The organism is Ruegeria sp. (assembly GCF_965221235.1).
Lineage (GTDB): Bacteria > Pseudomonadota > Alphaproteobacteria > Rhodobacterales > Rhodobacteraceae > Ruegeria.
The window spans coordinates 1017621-1031885 of sequence record NZ_CBDCRS010000004.1; the positions used below are offsets into that span (position 1 = coordinate 1017621).

Sequence of the window (14265 nt, forward strand, 5' to 3'; positions counted from 1 at the left end):
CCGGCCTCTCCATCACACGGAGACGCCGGTTATGTCCGACATGATGACCACACAAGCCGGAGACGCCGGTGCGTTCCGCAAATTCGACCTCACCCGCGTCCCCACGCCCTGCTTTGTGGTCGACGAAAAAGCCGTCGAGCGCAACCTGACCATCCTCGCCGATATCGGCACCCGCTCCGGCGCGTATGTCCTCAGCGCGCTCAAGGCGTTTTCGATGTTTTCGCTCGCCCCGTTGGTACGCCAACACCTCGGCGGCACCTGCGCCAGCGGCATCTACGAGGCGCGTCTGGGCCGTGAGGAATATGGCGGCGAGGTCGCCACCTTCTGCGCGGGCTACAAAGACGCCGACATGGACGAAATCCTGTCGCTGTCCGACCACATCATATTCAACAGCCCGGCACAGAAGAACCGCTTTCTCGCCAAAGCCCAAGCCGCCAATGTGCAGGTCGGCCTGCGTATCAATCCCGAGCATTCCGAAGGTGAAATTCCCAAATACGACCCCTGCGCCCCCTGCTCGCGCCTTGGCACACCTGTCAGCCAACTGACCGCCGAGGCCCTGACCGGCGTCGATGGCCTGCATATGCACACGCTCTGCGAACAGGGGTTTGAGCCCTTGCAACGCACGTGGGAAGCGGTGGAACCCAAACTCAAACCCTTCCTCAGCCAACTCGAATGGCTGAACTTCGGCGGTGGGCACCATATCACCCGCGACGATTATGACCGCGACAGGTTGGTCGATTTCATCAAGGCAATCCGCACCGAACACAACATCGACGTCTATCTCGAACCCGGCGAAGCCGTTGCGCTGGACGCGGGCATTCTGGTCGGCGAAATCCTCGACCTGCCGACCAACGACATGACCCTTGCGATCACCGATATCTCGGCCACCTGCCACATGCCCGACGTGATTGAGGCCCCCTATCGTCCTGCCCTGATGGATGAGGCCGAGGCTGGCCATACCTATCGTCTGGGCGGCCCCTCCTGTCTGGCGGGCGACGTGATCGGCGACTACACATGGGACAAACCGCTTGAGATCGGCCAGCGTTTCGCTTTCCTCGATCAGGCGCACTACTCGATGGTCAAGACCAATACGTTCAACGGCGTGCCTCTGCCCACCATCGCGCTGTGGAACAGCGAAACGGACGCGCTGAAAATCATCAAACAGTTCGGCTATGAAGACTTTAAGGACCGCCTCTCATGAGCATATTCCTAGACAGTGAACTGACCGCGTCCGAACGATCCGAGAGCGCAAGATTCCGCGTGATCCCGGTGCCGCTAGAGCGGACCGTCTCTTACGGATCAGGGACAGCGAAAGGTCCAGAGGCTATCATCGAGGCCAGCAACGAACTCGAACGCATCACCGGCCATGTCGAACCCTGCGTCGAAGGCATCTTCACCGAAGAGCCGCTGAACTGCGTTGGCCCCCTGCCCGAGGTGATGGAGCGCCTTGCCCAACGCACTGAGGCCGCCATCCACGCGGGTAAAGTGCCGGTCACATTGGGCGGGGAACATTCGCTCAGCTACGGCGCTGTCATGGGCGTCGCACGCGCGCTGGATCAACCCGTCGGCATTGTCCAGATCGACGCCCACGCCGATCTGCGAAATGCCTATCAGGGCGAGAAACACTCGCACGCGTCGGTCATGCACCTGCTGGCCGAGGAAGGCATTCGCCTCGCGCAGTTCGGGGTCCGCGCCTTTTCCACCGAAGAGGCCAAAAGCCGTCTGAAAAACCACATCTTCCACGTCGACGCCGAGGAACTGGTCACCGGCAATATCCACGCCGCAGACCTGCCCGAGGATTTCCCCGAGCTGGTCTATGTAAGCTTTGACGTGGACGGTCTGGACCCGTCCCAAATGCCTGCCACAGGAACACCCGTGCCGGGCGGTTTGGGCTATTATCAAGCGCTACGGCTGGTCGAACACGCCCTTAAAGGCCGCAAATGCGTCGGCTTTGACGTGGTGGAACTTGCCCCGGACGGCAATGCCGCCTGGGACTTTACCGCTGCGCAGATCGTCTATCGCCTGATGGCTGCCTGTTAACCCTCAGCTGTTTCGTTCAGTTCCATGTGCCCCTCGCCTTTGTTCAGGACGCGGCGCAGCATGGGCTCGAAGAACTCCAGCGGTTTGGTCGGATAATCCGGATCGAACGCTTTCTGATCGTATTCGTGGCAGAAATAGCGGCAGTCTTCCCAGTAGGGGCTGTCGCGGTACTTGTCGCGCACATTGCGGTCGCCGCCGAGATGGTGGTTGTAGTAGTAGCCCTGAAACACACAATGGTGCTTGAGAATCCAGTAAACCTTCTCGCTGACGTAAGGTTTCATCATCGCCGCTGACAGCTCACCATGATTGTAGGGCGACAGGATATCGCCCGTATCGTGGATCAGTGCGGCGACCACGAGTTCTTCATCCGCGCCGTCCTCATAAGCCCGCGTAGCCGCCTGTAGGCTGTGCTGGTAACGGTTCACGGGGTATGGCGTCCAATCCTCGTCCAGCGAACGTATGGCATCCAGAATCCGGTCTGGCAAAGCGGCGTTATACGCTTCTTCATACTCCATCACGGCGTCCCAATCGGCCTTGGTGGCTTCTTCAAAACTGGTCCAGGTGGGTTTGTGGCTTTTGTCCAGCATGTCAGGGTCCTCTGGCTGATCTGTCCCCACCAGACTAGCGCAGGGTAATTGCGTAAAAAAATGAATTGATTTTATCATATCAATCAAAAAATACTTTCAACATGCAACTCAAGGCCATCGAAACCTTTCTCTGTGTCGCCGAGACCAGAGGCTTTCACGCCGCAGCGCGCAAGCTGAACGTCACGCAGACGGCAGTCAGCGCGCGTATTCGCCTGATCGAAGAGGAAACCGGCCGTCAATTGTTCACCCGCGGCGCCGGCGGCACCAACTTGACTGAGTTCGGACGCCAATTCCGCCCCTATGCCGAACAGATGCTGTCACTGTGGTCTTTTGCAGCCCGCGACCTGCCTGCACAGACTCATAACCGCGTCGCCTTGCGGCTGGGCGCACAGCTGAGCATATGGGACCCGCTGCTGGTTGATCTGGCGGTGCAATTTGAGCAGCGGCTTGGGCAGCTGCTACTGACGCTGAACTATGACCACGATCTGAACATGATCAACGCGGTCGCTACCCATGTTCTAGACGCGGCGCTGACGCATGAACGCCCCAGTGACCCAAGGGTGCAGTCGCATGAGCTGAGCCCGGAGCGCCTGCGCCTTGTGGAAACCCCCGACACGCAGGACCCGGTTTTCGTCAATCTGGAACTGGGTGAGGTTTATCAGGACCATGTGCGGTCCACCGCGCGACGGGCGTCTGGGCAAACAGTGTTTCTAGGCAATTGCCTGATGGCGCTGCGCTATGTTCTGGGACGGGGCGGAACCGGCTATTTTCCGGACTATGTCGTCCGGGATCATCTGTCCGCAGGCGAATTGCTCCCGGTTCCCGGAGCCATCGACCTGATGCTGCCGCTTTATCTTGTGACCCGTCAGGGCAGTGCAATTGCCGAGGATATTCTGTCCTGTCTGACGGATCTGCGCGCGGAAGGCTAAGCCTGAGACAGACTGCCAGATGCTGCATTCACCCGCTTGCGTATCAAGGGCCGCCCGGCGACCAACAGGAACAGGCCGGAAATCGCGATGCCAATAATCGCTGGCAGATACAGTATCATCCACAGCGACGGGTCCTCGATCACGATCGGCGAAACAAATCCTCGCACGCCCTCAAGAAGGATCAGGATCGTAAATGCCCCCAAAATCTGTGGCCACAGGCCAAAGCGTGAAAAGCTGCCCAGCATCAGCGTCGCATAGCCGGCAAGGGCAACCGCAATACAGATGGCGATCCATGAAAACCTTTGGTGCAGCTCATCAATCAACTCGCCTTCGGTGAACCCTTCGGCGGCGCGGATCGCCGCACGATCCTGCATCAGCTCGATTGTGGGAATCGCCTCGAGGCTGCGGCTGGCGATGTCATCCGTGTTGGTCAGGGCAGAGATATCGTATGAGGCGTCCTCGAACAGGGTCGAGGACAACGTCCTGCCTTCTTCGTTCAACCGCAGCGCCACACCATCCACCATAACCAGATGAATGCCGGTGCCGTTGTTGACCAGATAAGCCGTTTTTGAGGAATAGCTGACCGGATTCAACCGATCCCGCCGGTCAGAGACAAACACCTCGTGCAGCGTACCGTCCAGATCAATGGTACCGATATACACCGCGACGCCTTGCGCAGGGTGCAGAAACTCGCCCTCATTCAACAGCTGCGCGGTGACATCTCCGGCAACCTCGGCCTGTCGCTGCTCCAGTTGTTCGACCGAGGCGGGGCGCAGAAACACACTGATCACCGCCATCATCATTCCGGCCACCAGGCCAAACAGAACCACGGCCCGCGCAAGCCGCCACGGGCTGGAGCCGGTGGCCAACATCACCGTCAGCTCGCTTTCCCGGCTGAGACGGTTGGTGGCATAGACGGCCGCTGCGAACACCGCCATTGGCATGACGGTTCGGATCAGAGTCGGCAGCGTCAGCGCGGTGAACTCCAGAAACACCATCGCCGATTGCCCGCCGCTGATCACGCGGTCGAACAGGCTGACCGATCGGGTGATCCAGAACACGCCCACCAGAACCAGGGTGAAAAAGCCGAACAGAATCAGCAATTGCCGCAGGAAGTATCCGTCAAAGCGCGACATGTGTCCTCTTACGCGTGTCCGTGATGGCCGGACCTTATGTCATTCCGCCGTCATAGGAAACCGGGATCGACCGAATAACGCGTCGCTCGAAGATGAAGGTAATTAAACAAACGTTAATTTCGCAATCAGGCGAGGTTCAGCCCAATCCCCAATCTGAATTGCAGACACAGCCAGTCATAAATAGGAGGATGATATGATGGCCTATGCAGATTTCATCACCGGGAACGGTCTTTTCTCAAACCTGTTTGCGTCTGCCGAGGACAGAAAAGCAAAGCGTGAAAAGAAGGCCGAATACAAACGGAAGCAGCGCGAAATCGACATGATGTCGGACCGTGAGTTGCTGGACCTTGGCTATTGCCGGGGGGATATGCACGAAATGCTCTACCGTCATCATTTCCGCGGTTAGAGATAGTGTTTTGCCTCTGAGGCGCTCGGCTTCTGGTGGCCGGGCGCAGAAACCTGGAAGCTACTGCGATCTGTTTTCAGTTTTGCGGGAAATGGCAGGGGCAGCAGGGTTCGAACCCGCGACCTACGGTTTTGGAGACCGTCGCTCTACCAACTGAGCTATACCCCTAAGGTGCGCCCCAGATATGCCAGCCACGCGGCGGACTCAAGAGGCTTTTTCAGATTCCGCACGACTTATGCACCCGACAAACAAGTTGCACGCGGCGTTGAGTTCTATAAGACACGGTTTGGTCAGTATGAGGGACCCATCCGTGAGTATCCGCAAAAAGATCGCCGACAGCGAAGCCGTGTTAAACTGGGCGGCGCGCCGTATTGCGAGCTATATTCGGATGGTAAACCGCAACACCAAATGGCAGCGTATCGGCTATGAAGAGCTGGACCAGCTGGCCGAACAGGGCGAACCGGTCATCGTCGTTCTGTGGCATCAGCGGCTGGCGCAGTCACCCTATTTCTTCCCGCTGGACAAAGCGCAGATCTGCTCGATCACGTCCTCAGCGCGGGCGGGCAGCATGGTGGGCCGGGTGCAAAAGCTGTTCGGTATGGACACGATTGCAATGGCCAGCAAGAAACGCCATGTCGCTCTGTCGCGGGAAGTGCTGGGTAAGATGAAACAGGGGATTTCCATCGGCATCGCCGCGGACGGCCCACGTGGCCCGGAACGGGTTCTGTCTACGGTTCCGCTGGTGTGGGCGCGGACCTCGGGCAAGCGGGTATTTGGGATCACGTTCTCGGCCAAACATGGGCGTGAGGCAGGCACATGGGACCGCCTGCTGATGCCGCGCCCTTGGCGCAACGAGGGTGTTTTCCTGTGCCGGGAATGGACTGAGTCCGTGCCGCGCAAAGCCTCGGAAGAGCAGATCGAGGCCCTGCGCCTCAGCCTTGAGCAACACATGAACGACATCACCGCCGAAGCCGACCGCATGGTCGGGCGCGAGCCGTGGTCGCCGGACGCCTAACCGCCCCTCAGACGCTGCATCAGGTAGACTTCGCTGCCCTCGGGGATCGGTTCCGTTAGCCCGCTGGCGATGACGCGCCCGTCGATGGCAACAGAAACACCTGCATCAATCGGGGCCTGAAGTTGCGGGTGCGCACGCACCAAAGCGCGTAGCAGTTCGCCGGTGGTTTTGGCCTCAACCTCCACCACCTCGCGACCCCCGGTCAAAGACCGGAGGCCGGACCAAAGGTGGACTTCAACCATCGTCCTTCAGCGCCGCCAAAATGCGCGGCGGTGACATAGGCAATTGCTTCATCCGCACACCTGCCGCGTTGGACACGGCATTGGCGATTGCAGCCAGCGGCGGCACAATGCCTGTCTCGCCCACGCCGCGCACACCAAACGGGTGACCGGGGTTGGGTACTTCGACAATCACCGTGTCGATCATCGGCAGGTCACTCGCGACCGGGATGCGATAGTCGAGGAAGATCGAGTTTTGCAGGCGACCGTCGTCGCCGTAGATATACTCTTCGTTCAGCGCCCAGCCGATGCCTTGTGCGGCACCGCCCTGATACTGACCTTCCACATAGGTCGGATGGATTGCCTTGCCGGCATCCTGAACAACCGTGTAGCGAACCACCGAGGTCTTGCCGGTTTCCGGGTCAACCTCGGCATCGACGATATGTGTACCGAAGGACACCCCTGCGCCTTCTGGAGTGGCCTCAAAATGGCCCGAGATCGGACCGCCAGTCCGTCCCATGTTGGCGGTGATGTCGGCCAGCGGCACCGGATCGAAATCACCTGCGTTCGGGCCGGACGGTACGGCGCAGCCGTTCTCCCATTTGACCGCGTCCACGGGGATACCCCACTTGGCCGCAGCCCGTTCGCACAGCTTTTCAACAGCATGTCTGGCGGCTTTGATCGTCGCAAGACCTGACGCATAGGTCACGCGCGAACCGTGGCTGACGTCGTTATAGCCCAGCGTCGCCGTATCGGCGATGGTCACCCGGATATTCTCGTAGGGAATGCCCAGCACTTCGGCTGCCATCAGCGCCATCGACGCGCGCGAACCACCGATATCCGGCGTGCCGACCATCAATTGCGCCGAGCCATCCTCGGACAGGGACAACGACACCGAGGTCTCGCCACCGTGGTTGAACCAGAAGCCACAGGCAATCCCGCGTCCCTGCCCCGGCTTCAGCGGGGCGGAGTAATGCGGATGAGCCTTGGCGGCCTCAAGCGTTTCGACCAGTCCAATGCGTTCGTAGGTCGGGCCATAGCTGGCTTTGGTGCCCTCATGCGCCGCGTTCTTCAGGCGGACGTCGATGGGGTCAAGCTCAAGCTTCTTACACAGTTCATCAATTACCGATTCAACGGCGAAGGCCCCCATCGGTGCGCCCGGCGCGCGATAGGCAGCTTGTTTAGGGCGGTTGGCCAAGACGTCATAGCCGATCTGCTTGACGTTGGTCAGATTGTACGCCGCGAATGCGCACATTGCGGTCATATCACCCGGAGCGCCCGGAAACGCACCGCCCTGCAACCGGAACTCACCGCGCGCGGCAGTGATGGTACCGTCTTTCTTCATTCCGATCTTCACGTCCATTGACGCAGAAGAGGTCGGCCCCGTGGCGCGGAACACTTCGGATCGGGTCATGACAACCTTGACCGGACGGTTGGCCTTGCGGCTCAGCGCCAGAGCGACGGGTTCGATGAAAACAGTCGTTTTGCCGCCGAACCCACCGCCGATTTCAGACGCGGTGACACGCAGTTGCGAGGTTTCAATGCCCAGCAATGCAGCACAGGTTTTCTGCGCGATCCAGTGGCCTTGGGTGGTGCACCACAGCTCACCCTTGCCGTCGTTGCCCAGCATACCCAGACAGGCGTGCGGTTCGATATAACCCTGATGGGTCGCCTCGGTAACAAAGCTGTCTTCCAGAACCAGATCCGCCTCGGCGAACCCGGCCTCGACATCGCCATGGCCGCTTTCGTGATAGCGCACGACGTTCGGGTGCATCCCCTCAGGCACGGAATAGTCTGCGGCCCCTTCGCGGATTACAGGCGCATCAGGGGCCATCGCCTTGTCCACGTCGGTGACGTGTGGCAGGACCTCGTATTCGACCTCGATCAACTTGAGTGCATCACGCGCGGCCAGCGCCGATGTCGCGGCGACCGCTGCCACAGCGTGTCCGTCATACAGGGCCTTCTCACCGGCCATGACGTTTTCCAACACGTTCCAGAACTCGCCTTCCAGACCGGGTTTGAACGGTACATCGGCAAAGTCCGCACGGGTCACAACGGCTTTGACATCCTTGTGCGCCTCGGCCTTGGAGGCGTCGATTTTGACGATCCGCGCATGAGCATGGGGCGAGCGCAGTATCGCGCCGTGCAGCATGCCGGGGGCCGACATATCCGCGCCGAACTTGGCACGGCCTGTCACCTTGTCCAGCCCGTCAGGACGGTTGGGGCGGGTGCCAACGAATGTGAAGTCAGATTTACGATCGTCGAGTGCCATTACGAAGCCTCCCGCAGCTCTTCCGCCGTTTCCATCACGGCACGAATGATCTTGTCATAACCGGTGCAGCGGCACAGGTTGCCCGCCAGCCAGTATCGGGTTTCCTCTTCGGTTGGGTTTGGGTTCTTCTCAAGCAGCGACTTGGCCGCGACCAGAATGCCCGGTGTGCAGATGCCGCACTGAAGCGCGGCATGTTCGATGAACTTCTGTTGCAGCGGATGCAGGACGTCGCCATCGGCAATGCCCTCGACGGTTTCGATCTGCTTGCCGTCGGCCTCAACGCCCAACATCAGACAGGAACAGACCAGTCGGCCATCAACGGTGACCGAACAGGCACCGCAGTCACCTGTACCGCAACCCTCTTTCGCGCCGGTCAGGTTCAGCTTGTCGCGCAGACAATCCAGCAGGGTTTCGCGCGGGTCACAGAGGTATTCGACCGTGTCTCCGTTCACAGTGGTAGATACGTGCAGCTTGCTCATGCGTTGTCTCCCTTGGCACGGGCATAGGCGATTTTCGCGGCGCGTTTGGCCAGAACGCCAGCGACCTCGGTACGGAATTCAATCGTGCCACGCTTGTCGTCAATTGGATTGCAGGCGGCTGAGGCCGCGGCGGCCAGCGCGTCCAACGCTGCGTCATCCAGCGTGCTGCCGATAATCGCGTTGGCACAGTCTTCGACAAGCAGAACCGTCGGGGCGACGGCTCCCAGCGAAACGCGCGCCTCAGTGACGGTATCGCCATCCAGTCGCAGGCTGACGCCAACGCCGACCACGGCGATGTCCATCTCGGTCCGCGGGATAAAGCGCAGATAGGCGTCACCGCCATTGTCCCCGCGTGCAGGGATGTTGACGGCCGATACCACCTCACCCTTGCCCAGAGACGTCTTGCCCGGACCAGTCGGGATATCTTCGACAGCCACCTTTCGATCGCCATCCGGCCCGGTCACTGTAACGGTAACACCAGCCGCCACCATCGCCGGAACCGAATCCGCCGCCGGTGAGCCGTTGCACAGATTGCCGGTCAATGTCGCGCGGCCCTGCACCTGTGTCGAACCGATCAGATCCATCGCCTCGACCACGCCGGGCCAGTCACGACCAAGTTCGGGATGCTCGCTCATTTCGGCACCGGTGGCAGCAACGCCCAGCGTCCAACTGCCATCAGCATTACGGGTGATGTCGCTGACACCCTCGATTTTCTTGATGTCAATAAGCGTATCGGGCGTCACCAGTTCCGAGCGCAGCTGCACCAGAACATCCGTGCCGCCTGCCAAAAACCGAGTAGTGCCCGTTGCGTTCGCGGCCAGAGCCGAAGCCTCGGCAAAGCTGGCGGGGCTGTGATAATCCATGAAAGTCCTCGCACCTGTTGATCAGGATTCACTGGGGTTCGAAGGGGACGTTAGTGCAGCAGATAGCCTGCGTCCATGGCTGTAACGACCAATTTTTGCGTTATCTGGTGTCGTTTCCTGACCTTACTTCACAAGTCGATCTCAATCACGCCTTCGGGCTGCGCAGCGCGGCTCTGGCAGAGGATCATTGCGCCTTTGCGCTGCTTGTTAGACAGGACGAAATCGCGGTGCTCAACTTCGCCGGAAATCACGCCGCATTTGCAGACACCACAAATGCCATCCGAGCATTTGACATCAACATGAATGCCTGCCTCGTTCAGAACCTGCGCTGCGTCTTTACCCTTAGGAACAATCAATTCCCGACCCGATTTTAGCAGCTTTAGCGTGAACGGGTGGTTCTCATATTCTGGCTGCTCTGGAACCGAAAAATACTCCAGATGCCGCGCGTCCTCGGGGAAGCCCTGCCGCTCGGCTGCCTGAATAACTCCATCCATGTAACGATCCGGGCCGCAGGTATAGACGTGCCAGCCGTCCAGATAGCCGGACAGGATCGCATCCAGATCGGCCCGTGTGCCCTCGTCCGAGAAATGGTAATGCACGCACTCTGCCCAAGGTGCGGCGGCCAGATCATCCAGATACCCCGCCGCGGCGCGGGTGCTGGCAGAGTAGTGCAGTTCGAACGGTTTACCCAAAGCGTGCAGGCGATGGGCAAAAGCGATCATCGGAGTGATGCCAATCCCGCCGCCCATCAGGAATGTCTTGGTCGCGGTCTCGTCGAGTTCGAAATGGTTGATGGGTTTCGAGATAAAAACCTTGCGCCCTTCATTGAAAATCCTGTGCAAAAGGGCCGAGCCTCCGCGCCCTTTATCCTCACGCAGCACACCGATCTGATAGGTCGACCGATCCGCAGGGTCGCCCGACATCGAATATTGCCGCAGAAACTCGGGCGCGACCAGCACATCCAGATGCGCCCCGGCGGTCCAGTCCGGCAAGGGTGTACCATCCAGGGGCGCGAACTCGTATTTGGTCACATCCGCTGTCATCTTGTCGACCTTGGTCACCTCGACCCGCATCACTGGTGCGTCGCCGGCGATGGAGTAGCGATGGATGACCGACATATCCCCCGCAGCCTTGCGGGCTTGATATTCCTCGGCTGTCACCATCGCCTGATATGCCGCAATCCCGGCCTCGCGGTCCATCGCAAAGGGATAGGGCCAGGGATGCGGGGCCAGATAGGCGGGATAGACCGCCAACGTCTGGTCTTCGTATTTCAGATCCAGATCAGTTTGCAGGCCACGGCTGTTCAGCGGATGCTGCGTAGGTCGATAGGCGCCGTCCGCCTGCAACTCCAGATCCCACCACCATTTCTTGACCTCATTCAGCCCGCCATTTCCGACGGCATCGTCCAGTCTCGCCAGCGCGGGTGCAGCAGACGGGATATTCATGGCCGCCCAGCGGAACGGGCGTTCTTTGAAGATACCTTCGAGGTTCCATGGGCAGGTTTTCATGCAGCGCCCGCACATTGCGCCTCCGGGCGTTGTGACGCGGTAGGTGGCGCATTTCTGACTGTCGGACTTCCAGATTTCATAGCCGTTGAACATCAACTTCGGCCCAGCGGTGATCGCACCCGAGGGGCATTCCCGCGCGCATTTGTTACAGCTTTCGCAGAATGTTTGCAGGCCGAAATCAATTGGTTTGTCGTGCGCCATCGGCATATCGGTCGTGACCGCACCGGACTTCAAACGCGGTCCGAGGTAAGGGTTCAGGATAACCTCGCCGATGCGGCTGACCTCGCCCAGCCCGGACAGCAATAGCAATGGTGGTTGCAGCACCTCGCCATCCATCACCGTATGCGCCCGCGCCTTATAGCCCAGATTGCGGATCTGCTGCGCGATCACGCCGCCCAGCAGCGAGAACCGCAGATAAGCGCGCATCGACTGGGCAACGCTGATCCAGTCATCACCACTGGCGCCCTCCATCGTTTCATAACCCTGGTCTATGATCATACTGATGGCCTGATCATGGGGCGGTGTTATCTCTGTGCCCGTCGAGTCGTGGGAATACCACGCCCAGTCCGGACAGCGGCTGAGGCCGACCGCGTCGACGCCCAGAAAATAGCTCGCGGCCTTGATGTTTGCAGCGTTGCGCGCGGCATCTGTTGGGGGCTGCGTGTCGGCGCTTTCGCCGTCCTGCAACAAAACAAACGCGCCCAGCGCGCGGCGTTGCGCGCTGCTTGGGGCCGCCTTGCGCACGTAATACCCACCCTTGGCCGCGTCCTGAAGCGGCTTGCCCATGTCCCCGAACTGCGCCCGCGCGAACATGTCGGCGCGTTTGGGGACGCGGGCGACGTTTTCCTCGTCGATATAGGTGGTAGGCGTCTCAACGCGCTTGAGCTTCTCGAACGGATGCGCTCCGTCCACATAACGTCGCTTGGCATAGGCATCCCGGTTCAGCGCGTTCTTGGCGAAACCGGTTCCCAACCACCACGCCGGACCTTGCGTCCGGAACCATGGCTGTTGCGCTATGGGCCGCAAGGGTTGGTCATGTGCGATCTCCAATTCTGTGGTGACGGCAGCCAGACCGAACCGCTTGCCCAGCCATGGCGCAACGATGTCGCCACCCTCGACCGTGGCCAACCCTGCCGCAACGGCCAGCCGCCCCAGATCGACCTCTGAGGACATCACTGTGTGCGCCCGCGCGTCAAAACCCAACAGCCGAATATAGTTTGCAATCACCACCGCATTTTCAGTGGCCAGCAGGCAGGCACGATGATCCTGCGCGTCCATGATCCACTCGGCCCCCGGCTCATCCGACTCAGGGTCGCGGTTGTACTCGTAGAGAAACACAATGGCATGGCGGTGGGTGTCCAGTGGCCGGGGCGTGGCCTCCATGCTTTCCTTCAGGTCGGCCATGATAAGGTCGATCCCCGAAGCCAGCGTCTTTGTCTGCCGCGTTTTCAGCGCATGGGCCAGACGGTCAATATCGGGGTTGCGGCGCGGTTTGGACAGCAGCGCCCCAGACGGCAGTGGGCCACACCCGATCATGGACGCGTCGTTAAAATAACCAAATGCTTTGAGGTGGTTGGCGCGCGTCAGAGCGTCCGCGGGGATTTCCGAGGCAACGGGATTCACAAATCCATCCCGGATCGTGTCCAGCATCGCCTGAAACTCACCCATCGCGTTGACGATGCTTTCTGGTCGGTCGGGTCGGTGGAAACTCAGCTCCGCCATAGGCGCAACTGAGGACAGGTCTGGCATTTCGGACTGCCGCGCCAGCCGCTCTAACGGATAAGAGCCCATATGGACCGGTCGGTTCTTATCCGAGAAAAAGCGGATTCCCATTGCGCGCCTCCTGTTGCTGAGTGTCACCTAATGCGCCGTGGACAGCAAATCCATTCATGACTAGTCATAAACAGTATGAGCAAAACTGATTTCACTGATCTCGACGGCAAGGTCCTGCGAACATTCCTTACGATTCTTGAGGAAAGCTCGGTCTCAAAAGCAGCCGACCGGCTGGGCGTGACGCAATCTGCCATCAGCCACACGCTTGCCAAACTGAGGCAGGTGCTGGGCGATCCGCTGTTCGTGCGCTCGGGTCAGGGTCTGACGCCGACCGAGCGCGCCCTTGCGTTGAAAGAACCGGTGCAGCGTGTCCTGGACGGGATGAGAGCGCTGACCGATGAGCGCCCGTTTGATCCGCAAGCTGAAGAGATCAGCATCCAGATTGCCACCAACGACATGCCGCGCGAGTTGCTCTTTCCACCACTGCTGCATGCGCTCCGGGCCGAGGGCGTGCGGTTACGACTGGGCTTCATTCCCTCGGGCGTCCCGGACCCGGACCTGTTGCGCAGCGACAGGTGCCAGTTGATGCTAACCCCGTTGCCCCCGGATGGGCCGGACATTTTCCAGAAACGCGTGCTGATCAGCCCTCTGATGATTTTCTACGACGCCCAACAGCGCACACCGCCCGAAAATTGGCAGGGCTACTGCCAGACCGAGCATGTCGAGGTGCGCTTTGCTGACGGACGCAGTTCTCGCGCGGTGATGCGCGGCGTGGATCAGAACCAGATCCGACCGCCCACTGTCACACTGCCGCATTTCAACGCCATTCCATCATTTGTGATAGGCAGCGACCTGATTTCGACCGACACCGCACTGATGAAACGCGGGCCGCTTGCGGCGCTGGATTGCGCCCCGCTGCCGTTCAAATGTGATCCGGTGTCGATCTATATGGTCTGGCATCAGCGCACCGCCAACGACCCGGCCCATCGCTGGCTGCGCGGACGGATCGAAGCCATCGCAGCCACGTTGCAAGATTGAA

The 14265-nt window shown here is 59.9% G+C and carries 13 protein-coding genes and 1 tRNA gene; 6 read left to right on the forward strand and 8 right to left on the reverse strand.

From position 1 onward, the window contains the following. Window positions 1-31 precede the first annotated feature (31 nt). Both nspC and speB read left to right on the forward strand, forming a co-directional pair. The gene (gene nspC / locus ACOQOY_RS08150; protein WP_420584957.1) at window positions 32-1201 is read left to right on the forward strand and encodes a carboxynorspermidine decarboxylase; all 1170 of its coding nucleotides are present in this window, start codon (window positions 32-34) and stop codon (window positions 1199-1201) included. Then, complete coding sequence (speB, locus tag ACOQOY_RS08155) at window positions 1198-2040, forward strand: agmatinase (RefSeq protein WP_420584958.1); 843 nt, start codon at window positions 1198-1200, stop codon at window positions 2038-2040. Before nspC ends, speB begins: the two co-directional genes overlap by 4 nt. Here the strand turns inward: speB and ACOQOY_RS08160 are convergent. Next, complete coding sequence (locus tag ACOQOY_RS08160; protein WP_420584959.1) at window positions 2037-2627, reverse strand: HD domain-containing protein; 591 nt, start codon at window positions 2625-2627, stop codon at window positions 2037-2039. The genes speB and ACOQOY_RS08160 overlap by 4 nt on opposite strands. A 101-nt stretch (window positions 2628-2728) precedes the next feature. Between ACOQOY_RS08160 and ACOQOY_RS08165 the strand changes: the two genes are divergently transcribed. Next, entirely contained in the window at window positions 2729-3556 is an 828-nt protein-coding gene (locus ACOQOY_RS08165; protein ID WP_420584960.1) for a LysR family transcriptional regulator, read from the forward strand. Here the strand turns inward: ACOQOY_RS08165 and lptF are convergent. After that, a complete protein-coding gene (gene lptF / locus ACOQOY_RS08170) occupies window positions 3553-4692 on the reverse strand; it encodes an LPS export ABC transporter permease LptF (protein WP_420584961.1) in 1140 nt (379 codons plus the stop codon). The genes ACOQOY_RS08165 and lptF overlap by 4 nt on opposite strands. 193 nt (window positions 4693-4885) lie before the next feature. Here lptF and ACOQOY_RS08175 point away from each other — a divergent pair, with 193 nt between their 5' ends. Beyond that, window positions 4886-5098, forward strand: coding sequence for a DUF1127 domain-containing protein (locus ACOQOY_RS08175; RefSeq protein WP_420584962.1), 213 nt, complete (start codon window positions 4886-4888; stop codon window positions 5096-5098). A 92-nt stretch (window positions 5099-5190) separates the two neighbouring features. Here ACOQOY_RS08175 and ACOQOY_RS08180 read toward each other — a convergent pair. Next, window positions 5191-5266 (reverse strand) — tRNA-Trp (locus tag ACOQOY_RS08180). 142 nt (window positions 5267-5408) lie between these two features. On the opposite strand from ACOQOY_RS08180, the gene ACOQOY_RS08185 reads away from it, so the two are divergent. After that, window positions 5409-6113, forward strand: a complete 705-nt coding sequence (locus ACOQOY_RS08185; RefSeq protein WP_420584963.1) for a lysophospholipid acyltransferase family protein — start codon at window positions 5409-5411, stop codon at window positions 6111-6113. Here the strand turns inward: ACOQOY_RS08185 and ACOQOY_RS08190 are convergent. From ACOQOY_RS08190 to ACOQOY_RS08210, 5 genes are all read right to left on the reverse strand, one after another. After that, window positions 6110-6355, reverse strand: a complete 246-nt coding sequence (locus ACOQOY_RS08190; protein ID WP_420584964.1) for a MoaD/ThiS family protein — start codon at window positions 6353-6355, stop codon at window positions 6110-6112. The two genes, ACOQOY_RS08185 and ACOQOY_RS08190, sit on opposite strands and share 4 nt — an antisense overlap. Continuing rightward, window positions 6348-8603 carry a xanthine dehydrogenase family protein molybdopterin-binding subunit gene (locus ACOQOY_RS08195; protein ID WP_420584965.1) on the reverse strand — a complete coding sequence of 752 codons (2256 nt, stop codon included), beginning with the start codon at window positions 8601-8603 and terminating at the stop codon, window positions 6348-6350. The genes ACOQOY_RS08190 and ACOQOY_RS08195 overlap by 8 nt, the downstream gene beginning before the upstream one ends. After that, window positions 8603-9082 carry a (2Fe-2S)-binding protein gene (locus tag ACOQOY_RS08200; protein WP_420584966.1) on the reverse strand — a complete coding sequence of 160 codons (480 nt, stop codon included), beginning with the start codon at window positions 9080-9082 and terminating at the stop codon, window positions 8603-8605. Before ACOQOY_RS08200 ends, ACOQOY_RS08195 begins: the two co-directional genes overlap by 1 nt. Next, on the reverse strand, window positions 9079-9945 hold the full coding sequence (locus ACOQOY_RS08205; RefSeq protein WP_420584967.1) for an FAD binding domain-containing protein: 867 nt from the start codon (window positions 9943-9945) through the stop codon (window positions 9079-9081). Before ACOQOY_RS08205 ends, ACOQOY_RS08200 begins: the two co-directional genes overlap by 4 nt. Before the next feature lie 128 nt (window positions 9946-10073). Continuing rightward, window positions 10074-13286 (reverse strand): reductive dehalogenase, encoded by a 3213-nt coding sequence (locus ACOQOY_RS08210; RefSeq protein WP_420584968.1) that lies wholly within the window; start codon window positions 13284-13286, stop codon window positions 10074-10076. A 75-nt stretch (window positions 13287-13361) separates the two neighbouring features. Here ACOQOY_RS08210 and ACOQOY_RS08215 point away from each other — a divergent pair, with 75 nt between their 5' ends. Next, window positions 13362-14264, forward strand: a complete 903-nt coding sequence (locus ACOQOY_RS08215) for a LysR family transcriptional regulator (protein WP_420584969.1) — start codon at window positions 13362-13364, stop codon at window positions 14262-14264. The last annotated feature ends 1 nt before the right edge of the window (window position 14265 follow it).

Coding starts and splice junctions, on each gene's coding strand:
- ACOQOY_RS08205 (WP_420584967.1), bottom strand. CDS start 9,945: ATGGATTATCACAGCCCCGCCAGCTTTGCCGAGGCTTCGGCTCTGGCC.
- lptF (WP_420584961.1), bottom strand. CDS start 4,692: ATGTCGCGCTTTGACGGATACTTCCTGCGGCAATTGCTGATTCTGTTC.
- ACOQOY_RS08165 (WP_420584960.1), top strand. CDS start 2,729: ATGCAACTCAAGGCCATCGAAACCTTTCTCTGTGTCGCCGAGACCAGA.
- speB (WP_420584958.1), top strand. CDS start 1,198: ATGAGCATATTCCTAGACAGTGAACTGACCGCGTCCGAACGATCCGAG.
- nspC (WP_420584957.1), top strand. CDS start 32: ATGTCCGACATGATGACCACACAAGCCGGAGACGCCGGTGCGTTCCGC.
- ACOQOY_RS08210 (WP_420584968.1), bottom strand. CDS start 13,286: ATGGGAATCCGCTTTTTCTCGGATAAGAACCGACCGGTCCATATGGGC.
- ACOQOY_RS08200 (WP_420584966.1), bottom strand. CDS start 9,082: ATGAGCAAGCTGCACGTATCTACCACTGTGAACGGAGACACGGTCGAA.
- ACOQOY_RS08195 (WP_420584965.1), bottom strand. CDS start 8,603: ATGGCACTCGACGATCGTAAATCTGACTTCACATTCGTTGGCACCCGC.
- ACOQOY_RS08215 (WP_420584969.1), top strand. CDS start 13,362: ATGAGCAAAACTGATTTCACTGATCTCGACGGCAAGGTCCTGCGAACA.
- ACOQOY_RS08175 (WP_420584962.1), top strand. CDS start 4,886: ATGATGGCCTATGCAGATTTCATCACCGGGAACGGTCTTTTCTCAAAC.
- ACOQOY_RS08190 (WP_420584964.1), bottom strand. CDS start 6,355: ATGGTTGAAGTCCACCTTTGGTCCGGCCTCCGGTCTTTGACCGGGGGT.
- ACOQOY_RS08160 (WP_420584959.1), bottom strand. CDS start 2,627: ATGCTGGACAAAAGCCACAAACCCACCTGGACCAGTTTTGAAGAAGCC.